This window comes from Janthinobacterium sp. YR213 (assembly GCF_900099875.1).
Classification (GTDB): domain Bacteria; phylum Pseudomonadota; class Gammaproteobacteria; order Burkholderiales; family Burkholderiaceae_D; genus Janthinobacterium; species Janthinobacterium lividum.
Genome location: NZ_FNDA01000004.1, coordinates 126855 through 144415, shown reverse-complemented (window position 1 = coordinate 144415; position 17561 = coordinate 126855). Strand labels below are relative to the sequence as shown.

General features: G+C 64.8%; 11 protein-coding genes. 3 read left to right on the top strand and 8 right to left on the bottom strand.

The genetic code is table 11. The annotated features are described in order from the left end of the window. Positions 1–18 precede the first annotated feature (18 nt). Entirely contained in the window at positions 19–477 is a 459-nt protein-coding gene (sixA, locus tag BLT98_RS18330; RefSeq protein ID WP_092610227.1) for a phosphohistidine phosphatase SixA, read from the top strand. A 172-nt stretch (positions 478–649) separates the two neighbouring features. Then, the gene (locus BLT98_RS29700; RefSeq protein WP_254926692.1) at positions 650–775 is read left to right on the top strand and encodes a hypothetical protein; all 126 of its coding nucleotides are present in this window, start codon (positions 650–652) and stop codon (positions 773–775) included. A gap of 83 nt (positions 776–858) precedes the next feature. On the opposite strand, the gene BLT98_RS18325 is transcribed toward BLT98_RS29700, so the two are convergent. From BLT98_RS18325 to BLT98_RS18290, 8 genes are all read right to left on the bottom strand, one after another. After that, positions 859–1974, bottom strand: a complete 1116-nt coding sequence (locus BLT98_RS18325) for a polyamine ABC transporter substrate-binding protein (protein WP_092610224.1) — start codon at positions 1972–1974, stop codon at positions 859–861. A gap of 161 nt (positions 1975–2135) precedes the next feature. Then, positions 2136–4742 carry an ATP-dependent chaperone ClpB gene (gene clpB / locus BLT98_RS18320; RefSeq protein ID WP_070254148.1) on the bottom strand — a complete coding sequence of 869 codons (2607 nt, stop codon included), beginning with the start codon at positions 4740–4742 and terminating at the stop codon, positions 2136–2138. 121 nt (positions 4743–4863) lie between these two features. Continuing rightward, positions 4864–5337: a molybdopterin synthase catalytic subunit MoaE gene (moaE, locus tag BLT98_RS18315; RefSeq protein WP_034778112.1), complete on the bottom strand. Its 474-nt coding sequence runs from the start codon at positions 5335–5337 to the stop codon at positions 4864–4866. After that, positions 5334–7946: a DUF349 domain-containing protein gene (locus BLT98_RS18310; protein ID WP_244517564.1), complete on the bottom strand. Its 2613-nt coding sequence runs from the start codon at positions 7944–7946 to the stop codon at positions 5334–5336. The genes moaE and BLT98_RS18310 overlap by 4 nt, the downstream gene beginning before the upstream one ends. A gap of 161 nt (positions 7947–8107) precedes the next feature. Further along, a complete protein-coding gene (locus BLT98_RS18305; protein ID WP_139179318.1) occupies positions 8108–8764 on the bottom strand; it encodes a hemerythrin domain-containing protein in 657 nt (218 codons plus the stop codon). Between the two features lie 116 nt (positions 8765–8880). After that, positions 8881–11547: a bifunctional acetate--CoA ligase family protein/GNAT family N-acetyltransferase gene (locus BLT98_RS18300; RefSeq protein WP_034778110.1), complete on the bottom strand. Its 2667-nt coding sequence runs from the start codon at positions 11545–11547 to the stop codon at positions 8881–8883. Between the two features lie 111 nt (positions 11548–11658). Beyond that, the gene (locus BLT98_RS18295) at positions 11659–12651 is read right to left on the bottom strand and encodes a DUF2804 domain-containing protein (protein WP_070280453.1); all 993 of its coding nucleotides are present in this window, start codon (positions 12649–12651) and stop codon (positions 11659–11661) included. Next, positions 12648–13925: a winged helix-turn-helix domain-containing protein gene (locus tag BLT98_RS18290; protein WP_244517562.1), complete on the bottom strand. Its 1278-nt coding sequence runs from the start codon at positions 13923–13925 to the stop codon at positions 12648–12650. Before BLT98_RS18290 ends, BLT98_RS18295 begins: the two co-directional genes overlap by 4 nt. A gap of 407 nt (positions 13926–14332) precedes the next feature. On the opposite strand from BLT98_RS18290, the gene BLT98_RS18285 reads away from it, so the two are divergent. Continuing rightward, positions 14333–17551 carry a di-heme oxidoredictase family protein gene (locus BLT98_RS18285; protein ID WP_092610218.1) on the top strand — a complete coding sequence of 1073 codons (3219 nt, stop codon included), beginning with the start codon at positions 14333–14335 and terminating at the stop codon, positions 17549–17551. The last annotated feature ends 10 nt before the right edge of the window (positions 17552–17561 follow it).

Genomic DNA, 17561 nt, shown 5'->3' with positions numbered 1-17561 from the left:
AACACAGAGGAGCACAACATGGATCTCATCTTGTGGCGACACGCAGAAGCCGAGCCGGGCGTTCCCGATCTCGAACGCGCCCTGACCGTCAAAGGGCAGAAACAGGCGCGCCGCATGGGCGAATGGCTCGCTTCGCAATTGCCGGAAAACTGCCGCATCCTCGTCAGCCCCGCCCTGCGCACCCTGCAAACGGCCGAAGCGCTGGGCCGCAAGTTCAAACTGATGCCGGAACTGGCGCCCGGCGCCGAGGCGGAAGATATCCTCAAGGCGGCCAACTGGCCCGGCTGCAAGGAAACCGTGCTCATCGTCGGCCACCAGCCCACCCTGGGCCAGGCGGCCGCCCTGCTGCTGACGGGAGAAGAGCAGGAATGGGAACTGCGCAAGGCCAGCGCATGGTGGTTTTCCCAGCGCGAACCGGGCGATCCGATCAGCGTCTATTTAAAAGCCGTGATGGCGCATGACCTGGTAGTGAAATGAAGGAAATGCGCAAAAAGTGCGCTGGGACAAATACTAGCAGGAATTACAACTCGGCAGCCTTGTAAAGCGCTGCCGATCTGCTAGAGTTTAATTGCATCAACTACGTGTTGGAGCACTGCTCTGGCACATTGAGCAACCCAGCGGACAGCCGTCCAACGGCGGCTGAAAGACCATGTTAACCTTCCTCGTTTTTCTCTTCATCGCCATCTTCGCCGCCATCATCGGCTTCGTCGCCTTTGAACTGATCGAAGAAATGCGCGGCAGTCACCACAAGCTGATGGACCGCTACCACGAGTAGTGTTCACCTCGGCAATATCGCATGGCGCCAGCGACGGCCTACAGGCCCGTCCCTCGCGCCATCCTTGTTTTTACGCTCGTACTTTAAACTCCCGTCTTGAACTTCGTATAGATGCGCGTCATCAAGCGGCGGATATCGGCCGTGGTCGCTTCCGGTGCGGCCATGCGCTGCTTGTCGGCGTCCGACAGGAAGATGGCCTTGTTCTCGCCGATATCCTTGCGTACATACTTGATGCTGGCCGGATTCGGATTCGCGTAAAACACCTTGTTGCTCAGGCTGGCATGCACTTGCGGGCGCAAAATGTAGTTGATGAACAGGTGCGCGTTGGTCGGATGCGGCGCGTCGGCCGGGATGGCCATGGTGTCGAACATCAGGGCGGCCGTCTTCGGCACCAGCACCTGGATCACATTGCCGTTCTTCGCATCGATGGCGCGCTGGCGTGCGATATTGATATCGCCCGACCAGCCCAGCGCCACGCAGACGGAGCCGTTGGCCATGTCATTGATGTAGCCGGACGAGCTGAACAGGGTCACGTAGGGGCGGATGGCCTGCAGCACCTTGCCCGCTTCCTGGTAATCGGCGGCCGTCTTCGAATAGGCGGGCTTGCCCAGGTATTGCAGGGCGGCCGGCAGCACTTCAGACGGCGAGTCGAGGAAGGACACGCCGCATGATTTCAGCTTCGCCGCGTATTTCGGATCGAAGATCAGGTCCCAGGCGTTGTCCGGCATGGGCATGCCGCCCAGCGCGGCCTTGACCTTGTTGACGTTGATGCCCACCGTCGTGTAGCCCCACAGCCAGTCGACCAGGTAATCGTTGTTCGGGTCGATCTTCGACAGCTTGGCCTGCAGGTTCGGGTCCAGGTTGCCCAGGTTCGTCAGCTTGCTCTTGTCGAGTTTGCGCAGCAAGCCCGCATCGATCTGCAGGCGCGCCCACTGAGCCGTCGGCACGACGATGTCGTAGCCGGACTTGCCCGCCACCAGTTTCGCATTGAGGATTTCGTTATTGTCGAAAACGTCGTAGCGTACCTTGATGCCCGTTTCCTTCTCAAAATTCTTGATCGTATCGTCGCCGATATAGTCCGACCAGTTATAGATGTTCAGGACTTTTTCTTCCTGGGCGTGCGCAGGCAATGCCAGCACGGCTGCCGCCAAGGTCAATCCCACTCCAATGCGCCGCCCTGCTTGCCATGTGTTTGCCATCGTACCGCCTCCGGAATTAGTCAGAAAATAGTGACGATGATAGCAAGAAGGGCGCGATCAGGTCTAGCCTGATCGCGCCCTTGCTAAGATTCAACCCAAAAGCAAAGACCGGGGTCGGACCCTCAGGGTCCGCCCCCAGCCTTTCGCCGCTGGGGTCAACATTACACCTTGTCCAGCCCCACCTGCGCCCCGGTAAACACCAGGTTGCCGTTCTGGGCGTCGATGCGGATCTCGTCTTTCGGGCCGAACTTGCCTTCCAGGATCAGCTTCGACAGCGGATTTTCGATCTGCTGCTGGATCGCCCGCTTCAGCGGACGGGCGCCATATACCGGGTCGTAGCCCGCTTCGGCGATTTGCTGCAAGGCCGCGTCCGTCAAGCTCAGCTGCATGTCCATGCGCGCCAGACGCTCTTCGAGGATCTTCAGCTGGATCTTCGCGATCGCGCCGATGTTTTTCTCGTCGAGGCCGTGGAACACGACGATTTCGTCGATACGGTTGACGAACTCGGGACGGAAGTGCGAGCGTACCTCGGCCATCACGGCCAGCTTCACGACACCGGGATCATCGCTCTCCATGGCCTGGATCTTATGCGAACCCAGGTTAGAGGTCATGATGATGACGGTATTCTTGAAGTCCACCGTGCGCCCCTGGCCATCCGTCATGCGTCCATCGTCGAGCACTTGCAGCAGCACGTTGAAGACGTCGGCATGCGCCTTTTCCACCTCGTCGAGCAGGATCACGCTGTACGGCTTGCGGCGCACGGCTTCCGTCAGGTAGCCGCCCTCGTCGTAGCCCACGTAGCCGGGCGGCGCGCCGATCAAGCGGGCCACGGAATGCTTCTCCATGAACTCGCTCATGTCGATGCGGATCATCGATTCTTCCGTATCGAACAGGAAGGTGGCCAGCGCCTTGCTCAGCTCGGTCTTGCCCACGCCCGTCGGCCCCAGGAACATGAAGGAACCATACGGACGGTTCGGGTCGCTCAAGCCGGCGCGCGAGCGGCGGATGGCGTCAGCCACGGCCGTGATCGCCTCATCCTGGCCCACGACGCGCTCATGCAGCTTCTCTTCGATGTGCAGCAGCTTGTCGCGCTCGCCCTGCATCATGCGCGACACGGGGATACCCGTCGCGCGCGACACCACTTCGGCGATTTCCTCGGCGCCCACTTCCGTGCGCAGCAGCTTCGGCTGGTCGGGGTCGAGTTTCGGGATGCCGCTGTCAGCCTGCTTGAGCTGGGCTTCCAGCTGCGGCAGCTTGCCGTATTGCAGCTCCGACACTTTCTGCCAGTTGCTCTCGCGCGTGGCCTGCTCCATCTGCAGCTTGACTTGCTCGATCTCTTCCTTGATGTGCGTGCTGCCTTGTACCACGGCTTTTTCCGCCTTCAGGATTTCCTCGAAGTCGTTGTACTCGCGCTGCAGCTTGACGATCTCTTCCTCGATCAGGCCCAGGCGGCGCAACGATGCTTCGTCCTTTTCCTTCTTGACGGCTTCGCGCTCGATCTTCAGCTGGATCAAACGGCGTTCCAGCTTGTCCATCACTTCCGGCTTCGAGTCGATCTCGATCTTGATCTTCGCCGCCGCTTCATCGATCAGGTCGATCGCCTTGTCGGGCAGGAAGCGGTCCGTGATGTAGCGGTGCGACAGCTCGGCGGCGGCGATGATGGCCGCGTCCGTGATTTCCACCTTGTGATGCAGCGCGTATTTGTCCTGCAAGCCGCGCAGGATGGCGATCGTCGCTTCCACGGTCGGCTCGTCGACGAGCACCTTCTGGAAACGGCGTTCCAGCGCCGCATCCTTCTCGATGTACTTGCGGTACTCGTCGAGGGTGGTCGCGCCCACGCAGTGCAGCTCGCCGCGCGCCAGCGCCGGTTTCAGCATATTGCCGGCGTCCATCGCGCCCTCGGCCTTGCCCGCGCCCACCATGGTGTGCATCTCGTCGATGAAGACGATGGTTTGCCCTTCATCCATGGCCAGTTCCTTCAGCACGGATTTCAGGCGTTCCTCGAATTCGCCGCGGAATTTCGCACCAGCCAGCAAGGCAGCCATGTCCAGCGACAGTACGCGCTTGCCTTTCAGCGATTCCGGCACTTCGCCGTTGACGATGCGCTGCGCCAGGCCTTCGACGATGGCCGTCTTGCCCACGCCCGGCTCACCGATCAGCACGGGATTGTTCTTGCTGCGGCGCTGCAGGATCTGGATGGTGCGGCGGATTTCATCGTCGCGGCCGATGACAGGGTCGAGCTTGCCCTTGCGTGCCCGCTCCGTCAGGTCCAGCGTGTATTTTTTCAGGGCTTCGCGCTGGCCTTCGGCCTCTTGCGAATCGACCTTGTTGCCGCCGCGCACGGCGTCGATGGCCGCTTCCAGGGCCTTGCGGGTCAGGCCGTTTTCGCGCGCCAGCTTGCCGCAGTCGGACTTGTCATCCGTCATGGCCAGCAAGACCATTTCGCTGGACACGAACTGGTCGCCCGCCTTTTGCGATTCCTTGTCGGCCAGATTCAGCAAGGCCACGAATTCGCGGCTGACCTGCACGTCGCCGCCCGTGCCCGATACCTTCGGCAAGCGTTCGATGGACGCGCCCAGGGCCTTGGACAGGCCGCCCACGTTGACGCCAGCGCGCTGCAAGAGCGAGCGGGCGCCGCCGTCGTCCTGGTTCAACAGGGCCGTCAGCAGGTGGACTGGTTCGATATAGGGGTTGTCGTTGCCCACGGCCAAGCTTTGCGCATCGGCCAGGGCTTCCTGTAATTTGGTAGTGAGTTTGTCTTGTCGCATGAAAAGCGCTCCCGGTTAATTAGTTGTTAACCAAATTGGGGTGAGGCAGTACTTTTCAAGCATACACAAAGCAGAAAACCGCTGCATTTGGGCAAATGCTAGCGTGCGCGACAGATACGATTCAAATGGTGCTTGCTTTTACCGTCCACTTGTCCAGCGCCGTCTCGTCGCTGTCGCGCGCATCGACCCAGCGCGCCCCTTCGGGCGTGTCTTCCTTCTTCCAGAACGGCGCTTCCGTCTTCAGGTAGTCGATGATGAACTCGCAGGCGGCAAAGGCCTCGCCCCGGTGGGCGGACGAGACCGCCACCAGCACGATCTGCTCCTGCGGCAGCAAGGGCCCCACGCGGTGGATCACCAGCGCACCGGACAAGGGCCAGCGGCCGCGCGCCTGCTCGACGATGGCCTCGATGGATTTCTCCGTCATGCCCGGATAGTGTTCGAGCTCCATGGCGGCCACGTCCAGTCCCTCGTTCATGTCGCGCACCGTGCCGACAAAGCCGACGACGGCCCCCACCTTGGGGTTGCCTGCACGCAATTGTGCGATTTCTTGACTCAAGTCAAAATCGGCGTGCTGGACGCGGACACTGGTACTCATTTGGCATGCCCTCCGATACGGCGCAGCAGGGTTTCGATGCGGCTGGCCGTGCGCGCATCGGTGGCGGCGGGAATCGCGCACAGCTGCATCAGCTGCGACACTTGCGTGAGCGGCTTCTGGCCCGATTTCAGCGACGATTGCAGCACTTCCACCTGCATCTTCAGGCGGTCGCGGGCAAATTCGGCGCCGCTATCGACGCCGGCGACAATTTCCAGGCGCAAGACTTCCTCGAGCAAGCGGGCCTCGTTGGCCTGCAATTGCTGCACGTAGGCGTCAGCGCCCTCGCCCAGCGCGGCCTGGGCGGCGGCAAAGCGCTGCTGCAGGCTGCGTTCGTATTGCGTGTCGAGCGGCGGCAAGGCGCTCCAGCGTTCGGTCCAGGCGGCAGCATCGGCGCCGGCATCGCCCTCAGCCAGCGTAGCTTCCAGCGCCTGCACCAGGCGCAGCTTGTCGCGCAAGGCGTTGGCCTGGGCCGCACCGGCGCGCTCGGCGATGGCGTCCGCTTGCGCTTGCACGCCAGCCACGGCCGCGTGGTAGCGCTGCTCGATCTTCGCTTCGCTGGCGCGCGGCACGGGACCGGTAGCGTTCCAGGCGGCGCGCGTGTCGCGCAGCAAGTGGTTGATGAAGGCGGTGCGGGACTTGTCGTCGCCCTCGGGCACGACGGCCGTTTCCAGCGCCGCGCACAGCGCTTCGCGCGCATGCAGGTGTTCGCGGCGCTCATGGTCGGCCGCGTGGGCCGTTTCCTTGCGCTTGGCAAAGATATCGTCGCAGGCGGCGCGGAAACGCTGCCACAACGCCTGTTCCGCGCGGCGCTCCAGCGGCAGGGCTTTCGCCAGTTCCTGCCACTTATCCTGCAAGGCTTTCAGCATGTCGACCGTGTTGCGCTCCGATGGCTTGAGCAAGCCCACTTCGACGATCAATTGTTCGCGGCGCGCCGTCTCGATCTGGCGCTGCGTATCGAGCGGCTTCGACAGGGCATCCAGCGCGGCGCCGAATTCCGTATCCAGGCGTTTCTTTTCCTTGCGGTCGATGGTGCCCAGGCGCGTCCAGGCCTGGCGCAAGCGCTGCGAGGCGGAGGCGACGTGTTTCCAGTCAGTACTCTCTTCGGCCGCCAGGGCCGCCGTTTCCGCGATCAGTTCCTGGGCCTTGGCCGCATTGCCGTGGCGCTCTTCGGCCAATTGCTTGAAATGCTGGGCCGCCGGCGCATACGCCACGCTGCAGGCCGCGTCGAAACGCTCCCACAGGGACTTGGGAGCCGGGCCGGACAAGGTGTCGAGCGACTTCCAGCGCTCGCGCAGGCTGCCCACTTTCTTGGCCAGCTCGGCCATTGGGAGTTCTTGCGCCGGCAATTCCTCGCCCGCCTTGACCAGCTCCTCGCGCGAGACGTTGCCGCCCCAGCGCGCCCAGTCGGCCAGGCGCTTGAACTCACCGCGCACGTGGGCCAGGCGGTCCGCCTGCGCCGGCGTCAAACGGCCGTGCTTGCTATCGCGCAAGGTCTTGTCGTGCTCGGAAGCCACGTGCAACAAGCCATCCTGCAGGGCCGCTTCCATGGCGTCGAGCGTCTTGAAGAACTGTTCCGTCGCTTCTTTCGAGACGGGCGCGTGTTCCTGGCGCGGCTTGCGCGGAGCGGGCTCGGCATGGGCCGTTGCGGTCTCTGGCGCCGCTGCCTGCACGGGCGCCGGCGCGCTGGCCAGCACGGCCGCAAATTGCTGCTGCAAGCTGTCGGACAAACTGGATTCGGGCAGGCGCGGCAAGGCTTGCCAGGCGCGCTTCAGGGTATCGGCGTCGAGCGTGGCGGCGTCCTGCGCCTGCCATTCGGCCAGCGCGGCCTGGCGCGCATCGAACACGGCCTGATGTTGCTGCAGCGCTTGCAAGGCGGACTGCGCCTGCTCGCGCGCCTGCGTGAAATCGCTTTCCAGGTGTTTCGGCAAGGAAGCGCGCTCGGGCGATTGCGCATGCTGCGCATGGTCCGCATCCAGGCGGGCCAGCGCCTGCGCCAGCTCGCCGGCGGACTGGCCATTGCTGGCCAGCGCGCGCGCGGCGGCGACGGCGTCGATCACGGCGCGCTGCAGCAGCACTTGCGCTTCCAGGCGGGCGGCCAGGGCGGCGCGCGCGGCGGCGAAGGCGGTCGCCAGTTCCGGCGTGGCCTTGATGACTTGCCATTGGCGATCCAGCTCCGCTACCTGATTCGGGCTCAGCTTGTCATCGTTCAACAGGCGCTGGGCCGTGTCGATGCTGGCCTGGGCGCGTTGCGTCTCGGCAGCCTGATGACGGATCAGGTCGATGCGGCCCTGCATCAGCTTGGCCACGCGGCGGTCCGTGTTGCGCATGGCGTGGTGGACTTTTTCCAGCAAGGGCAAGGCATGGACGTGTTCGGCCGCGATCAGACGGGCATCGGCAAATTCGCTGGAGACGATGAATGCAAAGGCGGCGGCTTCGTCGCCAGCCACGGCATGAGCACGCGCAACCTGTTCGGCGCGGCGCGATGCGCTCTGCGCCGAGGCGGCGGCCTGTTCTGCCACGACAGGATCGGGGACGGCAGTCTTGCTGGCAGAACGCTTGAAGAGAAATTCGAACATGACGGGTTTCGCGTGGATCAAAACCACCATCATAACAAAGCCCGGGGTATTGCATCGGACAGGGCTGAACAAGTTATCAAATGAATAAAGTGAATCTTTTCCCTGGATTTTCCCCTATGACGGCGCGCCAGCCAGCATCACAAAAACGCCCCTCGGGCGAACGCCACCCGGCGGGGTGTGCGCTCGCTACCCGTTCAAGCCTGCGCGCGCAGCGGCGGTGGCGGCACGGCCGGCGCGGACTGTGCGCCATCCGCTGCCGTTTCGGCGCTGCCACCGGCTGCCGGCAAGGGTGTTGGCAAAGGCGCTGGCACAACAAAGGGCAGCACCTGCGCCCTGCCGCGGCGCGCCTCCTGTGCCCGCGCATCGTGGGCGAGGAACTGGTAGGCGATGGCAAACCAGGCTTCACCGACGATGACCTTGCGCGCCAGCGCGAACAGCTCGCGCTCTTCTTTTTCCAGGCGCTGCAGCAAGGCTGCGCAAAAGGCGTCGATGGCCGCGCACAGCTGCTCGGCCTGCAATTCGGAATGCTCGATGGCGGCGCCGGCGCGCTGCTGCACGATATTGATGCTTTCCAGCGCCGCGTGGTTCAAGCCATTGATTTCATTCAACAGGCCATCGGCATGCGGCGCGGCCTGGCGGATGGCGGGAATCAGGTACATCTCCACCTTGCGCCAGTAGCCGCCCTGGTACAGCCGGTCCAGCCAGTCGCCCGCGTACTGCAGCTGCGCCAGGCTGAGCTGGCTCTGGTGGCGCAGCTGCACATGCATGTACTTCTGAAAAGCCAGCAGGCTCAAGCGGATGCTGGCCTGTTCCACCGACAGGGAAACCAATATATATGTTGCCGTAAGCATGCACTCACTCCCGAAAACGCGCTGGATATGTCATCCTGGAAGTGAAAGTGTAAAGACTACCGACAGGGACGGGTTTGATCCTGCACAAACCCGCGGCTGGCCAGCCGCGCTTTCTTTTACGGCGCGCGCAAGCCGATATGCAGATTGACGACGCCAGGCTCTTCCGACGGCGTGACTTCGCCGCCAAAGCTTTTCACCAGCCGCTGCATGCCCTTGTTGCGCGCCATCGCCTCGCCCACCAGCGCCTCCGTGCCCCGGCTGCGGAAGTAGTCGACGAGCTTTTCAAACAGGATGTGTCCCAGTCCCTTGCCCTTCAGGGCCGAGCGCACGGCGATGGCGAAATCGGCATGGATATTGTCCGGGTCGGCCACGGCGCGCACCACGCCCAGGGTTTCCGGCTTGCCGTCCGGTCCCGTGTGCGTGGCGATGAAGGCCATGGCGCGGTCGTAATCGATCTGCGTCAGGCGCGCCAGCTGCGACACGGGCAATTCGCGCATGGACGTGAAAAAGCGCAGGCGCACGTCGTCCGGGTCCAGCGCGTGGAACAAATCCATGTGCTGCGGCGCGTCCTCGGGGCGGATGGGGCGCAGCAGGATCGGCTGGTCCATCCACGTCACCTGCTCTTCCAGTTCCTGCGGATACGGGCGGATGGCCAGGCGGTCGCGCTGCTGGCCCGGCTGCAGGCGGATGCGCGCATCGAGGGCGATCACGCCATCCGCGTCGGCCACCAGCGGGTTGATGTCGAGTTCGGCCAGTTCGCCGATGTCGGCCACCAGTTCGGCCACCTGGATCAGGGTGTAGCAGATGGCGTCGATGTCGGCCGGCGGCTGGTTGCGGTAGCCGGCCAGCAGTTTCGACACGCGCGTGCGCGCCAGCATGTCGCGCGCCAGCACCATGTTCAGCGGCGGCAGGCCGATGGCGTGGTCCGCCGTCACTTCCACGGCGATGCCGCCCTGCCCCACCAGGATCACGGGGCCGAAGGCGGCGTCCGTGGTGACGCCGACGATCAATTCATGCGACTGCGGCCTGCGCGCCATCTGCTGCACCGTGAAGCCGTCGATCAGCGCGTCGGGACGCATGCGGCGCACGCGCTTGAGCATGGCGGCGGCGGCCGTGCGCAGGATGTCGGGCGTATCGAGGTCGAGCGCCACGCCACCCACGTCGGATTTGTGGGCGATGTCGGGCGAGTGGATTTTCAGCGCGACGGGGTAGCCGATGTCGGCCGCCACGGCCAGCGCCTCTTCCACGTCGGCCGCCATGCGCGTGGTGGCGACGGGAATGCCGTAGGCGGCCAGGATTTCCTTCGAGCGGCATTCGCCCAGCACCGTCTGGCCGGCCGCCAGCGCGGCGGCGACGATTTCGCGCACGCGCGCGCGGCGCGGCGTGGCCGACATGGGCAGCTGCGCCGGCACCTGCATCAGGGTTTCCTGGTTGCGCCGGTACTGCACGATCTGCATGAAGCCATGCACGGCTTTTTCCGGCGTGTCGTAGGTGGGAATGCCGGCCCGGTTGAACACCTGGCGCGCGGGCGCCACGGTGGTGCCGCCCAGCAGGCACGACAGCACCGTGCGCGAAGTGGCCTTGATCAGCGGCGTGACGGCTTCGGCGATGTCGATCGACGAGACCATGGCCGTCGGCGCGTGCAGCAGCAGCAAGGCGTCCGCCTGCGGCTCGTCGAGCAGCGGCTTGATGGCGTCGGCATAGCGCTGCACGGCCGCGTCGCCGGGCAAGCCCACGGGGTTGTCGTGCGACCAGCCCCGTGGCAGCGCCTTTTCCAGCGCGATCACGGTATCGGGCGACAGCTCGGCCAGCTTGCCGCCGCTGCTCACCAGCGCATCGGTGGCCATCACGCCCAGGCCGCCGCCATTGCACAGGATCGCCAGGCGCTCGCCGCGCTGGGAACGGATATGCGTGAGCGTTTCCACGGCGTCGAAGAGCTCTTCGGCCGAATACACGCGCAGCATGCCGGCGCGGCGGATGGCCGCGTCGTACACGGCGTCGGAGCCGGCCAGCGCACCCGTATGCCAGGCCGCCATGGCAGCGCCTTCCGCCTCGCGCCCCGCTTTCAGGACGATGACGGGCTTGCTGCGCGCGGCCGCCCGCGCCGCCGACATGAATTTGCGCGCCGCCTGGATGTCTTCCATGTACAGCAGGATAGCGGCCGTGTCGATGTCGCCGGCCAGGTAGTCGAGCAGATCGCCGAAATCGATATCGTAGCTGGCGCCGAGCGAAATGAACTTGGAAAAGCCCACGCCGTGCGCGTTGGCCCAGTCGAGCACGCCCGACACCAGCGCGCCCGACTGCGACACGAAGGCGATCTTGCCGCTGGTGGCGCCGACATGGGCGAAGCTGGCGTTCAAGCCCAGTTTCGGCACGAGCAGGCCCATGCTGTTGGGGCCCAGGATGCGCAGCAGGTGCGGTTTTGCCGCCTTCAACATGGCCAGGCGCAGCGACTGCTCGCGCACGGGGTCGAGGCCGGACGTCATGACGATGGCCGCGCGCGTGCCCAGCGCGCCCAGTTCGCGGATCAGTGCCGTGATGGTGGCGGGCGGCGTGCAGATGATGGCCAGGTCCGGCGCCTTGGGCAAGTGTGCCAGCCTGCGGTAGCATTTCAGGCCCATCAGCTCGTCGTACTTGGGATTGACGGGCCAAATCTCTCCCTGGTAGCCGCCGCCCAGCAGGTTGTACAGGGCGATGGCGCCCAGCTTGCGCTCGCGCGCCGTGGCGCCGATCAGGGCCACCGAGGCCGGCTTGAACAGCTTGTCGAGATTACGGATACTCATGTTCTGGCCTCATGGATTGCCGGAATGGCTTACTTGGTAACGCCCCAGTGTATAGGATGCCTTGCCAAAAAAACTTGACCTTGTCGCGCGTTTCGCAAAAAAACAGTGCGCCTACCAGCGCGAGCGGTGGCTTTCCGTTACCCCGGCCAGCTGCGCCACGATCCGCTTGGGAGACTCCGCGCTGGTGCGCACCCAGCCGCTGAAAGTGCCGATCGGCTGGATGTAGCGGCTGGCGGCGATCCACAGGTTTTTATCCTCGCGCCGCGCGCCTTCCGGCTTGAAGTGCAGGTCCAGCAGATCGTCGTCCGTCCATACATGCCACGGCGCCAGCGGATTGTCGGGATTGAAGTCGAAATGCGCGCGGCCCAGCGGATACAGCTGGCCATCGAGCCACAGTGCGTTTTCATGCGCGCCGAAATAGCCTGCCTGCAGGTTGAAACCCAGGTCCAGGCTGTGCGCCGAGGCCCAGCGCCATTCCGTCTCCCGCGCCAGCAAGCCGTTCGAATAATCGAAGCTGGCCACGCCGTCGTCCAAGCTGTAGCCCATGGCGCCGCAACGCACCGTGCCCCACAAGGGCAAGCCGCCCGACTTTTGCGTGGCGTGCACGCTGCCGCCCTCGCCCACGGGTCCTACGGCCAGCAAGGTGGGCGCCACGGGCGGGCCGAATTCCGCGTCGATGCCGAAATGGCCACAATCGAGCCGCAATCGGTAGCGCTGCTGCGGCTGGGCTTCGATGCTGATTTTTTGCGAGAAAAACCGGAAACGGCTGCTGGCACCCGCATGCGGCGCCACGGACGCGCACAGGCCGGGAATGCCATCCTGCGAAAAACTGGCCACGATCTTGCCCTTGTGGCGGTCGAAGGCATACGCGAAGGCCGTGCTGGTCCAGCCCAGGTCGACGATGGCCACGCCGCAGAACAGCGTGGGCGTGGACAGGGCCACGTAATGCCAGCGCTTGTGGTGGAACAGGCGCCAGAGGGCGCCGCGCGCATGCGGCGGCGCCAGCGCCACCCAGTCGAAGGCATCCAGCTGTCCCGTGTAGCGGCCAAAACAAGGCACGCCATCGGCGTCGAGCAGGTGGGCAGGCGCCGGCGGCAGCATCATGCGGCCCGCCTTGCGGCAGCGCCGCCGTCGTGCAGGGCCTCGGCCAGCTGCACACCGAAAGCCGCCGGCTGCGCCTGGGCTATCTCGACCTGCGGGCAGGCATGCCAGAGCGCCAGTCGCTGCACGGCGCCAGCCACGTCCTGCACCAGGCGGGAACTGAGGCGCACGCCCTCTTCCAGCGCCAGCGACTTGATCTCGAAGCGCCCCTGCGCGCGGTGCGCCTTGGCGTCCAGACGCCCCACCAGCGCGCCGCGCCGCAAAATCGGCAAGGTGAAGTAGCCATACCGGCGCTTCTCGGCCGGCGTATAGCATTCGAGCCGGTAGTCAAAGCCGAACAATTCCAGCGCGCGGCGCCGGTCCCACACGACGGGATCGAACGGCGACAGGATCGTCGTCAGGGTGGGCGCCAGCTTGCCCGCGGCCGCGTCGCGCAACAAGTCCCCATGCTCGGCATGCACGTACACGGCATCACTCCAGCCATCGACCGTGCAGCGCAGCAGCGCGCCCTCGTCCACCAGCGCCTGCAGGTCGTGCGCCAGGCTGGCGCGCGATTGCTTCGTGCGGAAGTAGTCGCTGATCCAGCTGGCCCGCGCCAGCCCCAGCGCCTTCACGCTGGCCAGCAGCAGGCGCCGGCGCACCTGCTCTTCGGGCGGCAGCAAGCCATCGTGCCAACCCGGCAAAACGCGTTCGGCCAGGTCGTAATAGCGCTGGAAATTGTGGCGCTTGGCGATCATCAGCACGCCCGAGGTAAACAGCACTTCGAGCGAGCGCTTTTCCGGCTTCCAGCTCCACCAGCCTCCCGCTTGGCCATCCGTGCGCTCGAAATCGGCGGAGCGCGCGGCGCCGTTGGCGCGGATATGCTGGAGCACGGCAGCCACGGCCTCGCCCTGCTCGGCCATCCATTTGACCGAATACTTCCAGCCCATGGCGGCCGGGTCGAGCATGCGGTGGCGGTACAAGCCATAGTCTTCGATGGGCACGAAGCTGGCCTCGTGCGCCCAGTATTCGAACAACGCGCCTTCGGCCAGCAATTGCTCCAGCCACGGCTGCGGATAGTCGCCCAAGCGACTCCACAGCACCAGATACGGACTGCGCGCCACCACGTGGATGGTATCGATCTGCAGCACGCCCATCTGGCGGATGGCTGCCAGCACGTCTGCCTTGGCGGCTTTCCTGCGGCGCGCCTGCAGCAAGCCCTGCGCGGCCAGGTGCAAGGCGCGCGCGGCGGGAAGCGAGAGCGGCGGGAGTATCGGTATGGCGGGTGGAATCGGCAAGGTCAGTTCTTCCTCAAAAAAGGGGACGCGCAGTCGGCAGGCATTTCAGGAAGATACCGCATTCCCGTCGCGCGCCACGCATTTCTTGCTGAATTTTATTCATGCTATCACCCATTATTATTCATCTTGCGCACCAGCATAGTGCAAAAAACCCGGGCGACATGAACAGTTGATGACAAGTCCACGAGACCGCTTGACATGCCTCATGCGCTTCTATAACTTAAGAAAATTATTGCCATACGGCAATTAAAACTGCTCCCCCCATCTTTGCCGCCATGTCCTTCCTTGCCGCCCCCCGGCCGCAAGGCGCTGCCGTGACGGTGGAGCATGCGCAACACCGTCGACGGGGATGCGGAGACGTCCAGTCTGACCAATCTTGCATAATCAATAAAAACAAGGAAGATAGCATGCACACATCCCTGCTTCGGCCCCGGCAGCACCCGGCCGGCTTTATCCACTTTTCCAGGCGGCGCTTGCCGCTGGCCCTGGCCCTGCTGCTGGCCGCGTGCGGCGGCGGTGGCGGCGACAACCCGGCCACGCCCTCCACGGCGCAGCGGCTGCTGGCGCAAACGTCGGCGGAAACGGCGCTGACGCCCGTCGGCGCCACGGCCAGCTCGGCGGAACGGGGCGACCTGTCGGCCAGCGCCGCCATCGACCGCAACGACAGCACGCGCTGGGGCAGCGGCTTTACGGACAACGAATATCTGACCCTCGATTTCGGCGCCTCGCAGCGCATTACCCGCGTACATATCGCCTGGGAAAACGCGCACGCCAGCGCCTACCTGCTGCAGGTATCGGACGACAATACGCACTGGACCACCATCCAGAACGTCAGCGACAGCAAGGGCGGCATCGAGGACGTCACGGGGTTCGACGCGCAAGGCCGCTACCTGCGCATGCAGGGCGTCAAACGCGCGGGCCAGTACGGCTACTCCATCTTTGAAATCCAGGCATTTGCGGGTACGCCCGTGCTGCCGCCGGTGACGGCGCCCGTTACCGAACCGCCCCCGGTCACCATCGATCCGGGCCAGCCCGGCGTGGATATCCGCCCCGTGGCCGCCACTTCCTCGCCCGTGGAAAACAACGGCATGTCGGCCGCCATGGCGATCGACGGCAAGACGGGCACCCGCTGGGCCAGCAAGTTCGAGGACGGCGCGTGGATCCAGTTCGACTTCGGCGCGAAGACGCCCGTCGGCTACATGAAACTGCAGTGGGAAAACGCATACGGCAAGCAGTACGCGCTGCAGGTCTCCGACGATGGCCAGAAATGGTCGCAAGTGCGCTACGTGACGAATGGCCACGGCGGCACCGAGGAATTCTTCAACCTGGGCATCAATGCCCGCTACATCAGCCTGCAGGGCGTGGCGCGCGCCACGCAGTATGGCTACTCGCTGCTGGAAGTGAGCTTCAAGACGCCGGGCAGTGACAACAGCCTGCCGTCGACTGCGACATCGGCCCTGAAATTCCCCGCCAACGGCACCGGCTGGACACCGCTGCCGGCCGCCGCCCAGCCGCTGGAAAGCCTGCAATTCACCCTGGCAGACGGCACCCTGGTGACGCGCTTCGGCGCGCGCGGCCTGGCGCGCCATGGCCGCGAACGGGGCGAGGAATGGAATGAAATCGGCTACGGCCCGAATGAAACGGTCGATCCCGTCACGGGCCTGCCGCAAGACAAGGGGCCGGGCAATTACCTCACTTTCGTGCCGCAATACTTCAAGAACCGCACCTGGGGCGTGGAAATCATCGACAACAGCAAGGTACGCGGCGTTACCAAGCCCACGCTGATCGTCAACCAGTACACCACCGTCGATTTTCTGTCCGGCGGCGTGGCCTTCTTCCGCGGCTTCGACCGTCCCGGCGTGACGGGTTACGGCTGGATGTCGCCCGGCGAACTGGTGGACCGCAATGTCCCCGTCTGCAAGCCGGTGGCCTACCCGGCCAACGACAGGCTGACGAACGCCAACGGCATCAATGGCGCCTGCACACTGCTGATCAAGGAGTACCCGGGCCATGGCGGCCTTGATGCCGGCGGCATGCCGAATGGCACGGACGTCAAGGCGCGCGCGCTGACGGCGGGCGACATCATCGAAGTGTCGCCATCGATGTTTTCCACCACCGCCTCGATGGCGTCGAAAGGCGATGCCGGCGGCATCCGCTACTACTCGTACGAATGGACGTATGTGGTGGGCGCGGGACTGCGGCCCTGGTATGGCGTGCAGCCGCGCCTCAATTCCGTGCCACTGCCGGAGGAAACGCTCTCCGGCGGCCTCGGTTCCGTGTCGTATAACTACTCGGACAACGCCCTCTTCATGTTCCAGCAGCCGCACAACAATATCGGCATGCAGAACATGCAGCGCTTCGTCGAGGGCCGGCGCCTGGTGCATACCAACTTCACCACCGGCGAGCATAACGAAGGCGGCAACGACCGTTACGCGCCCGCCGTCGGCCTGCAGGGACAGCGCTACGGACAGTCGGCCTGCATCGCCTGCCACGTCAACAATGGCCGCAGCCCCGCGCCGATGGCCCTGAACCAGCGCCTCGACACGATGGCCGTGCGCGTCGCCAGCATCAATGCGGCGGGGCAGCAGGTGCCGCACCCGCAATACGGCACCGCGATCCAGATGAACGCCGTCTCGCCTTCCGGCGTGCCGCAAAACTGGGGCAACGGCGTCAGCGTGGGCGGTTTCACGACGAGCAAGACGACCCTGGCCGACGGCACGCAGGTCGAACTGCGCAAGCCGACCCTGGCCTTCGAAGGCCCCGTGCCGCAAGTCGTTTCGCTGCGCGCGGCGCCGCCCATGATCGGCGCGGGCTTACTGGAAGCCGTGCCGGAAGCCGACATCCTGGCGCGCGCCCGCAGCACGCCGGATGCCGATGGCGTCAAGGGCCTGCCCAACTATGTATATGAACCAGAGACGGGTGCCGTGCGCCTGGGCCGCTTCGGCTGGAAGGCCTCGAAAGCCACCTTGCGCCACCAGGCCGCCGACGCGCTGCTGCTGGACATGGCCGTCACCTCGCCCGTGTACCGCAACCGCGCCTGCATGACGGGGCCGGTAGCCTGCGCGGCGGGCGGCGCCCAGCCAGGCATCTCGGAAGCGGACCTGCAATCGATCACGCAATACCTGGCCCTGGTGGCCGTGCCGGCCCAGCGCAGCATCGCCAGCGGTTTCCCGAAAGGCGTGGCGCCGATCGAGGAGCTCAAGGTCGACCCGCAGCAGGTTTCCGCCGGCTCGAAGCTGTTCCAGGGCATGCGCTGCGCTGCCTGCCACACGGTGGAAATGAAGACGGGCGCGGGACATTTGTTTGCGGAACTGCGCAACCAGACCATCCGTCCGTACACCGACCTGCTGCTGCACGACATGGGTCCCGAGCTGGCCGATACCTTCACGGAAGGCCAGGCGCAAGGCAGCATGTGGCGCACGCCACCGCTGTGGGGCATCGGCTACACGGAAAAAGTCATGGGCAATGGCGGCGGCAAGGCTGGCTACCTGCATGACGGCCGCGCGCGCAGCCTGACGGAAGCGATCTTGTGGCACGGCGGCGAAGGGACAAAAGCGCGCCAGCGTTTCGAGAACCTGTCGAAGACGGACCGCGACGCGCTGCTGGCTTTCCTCAAGTCGCTGTAAAGTCGGCCTG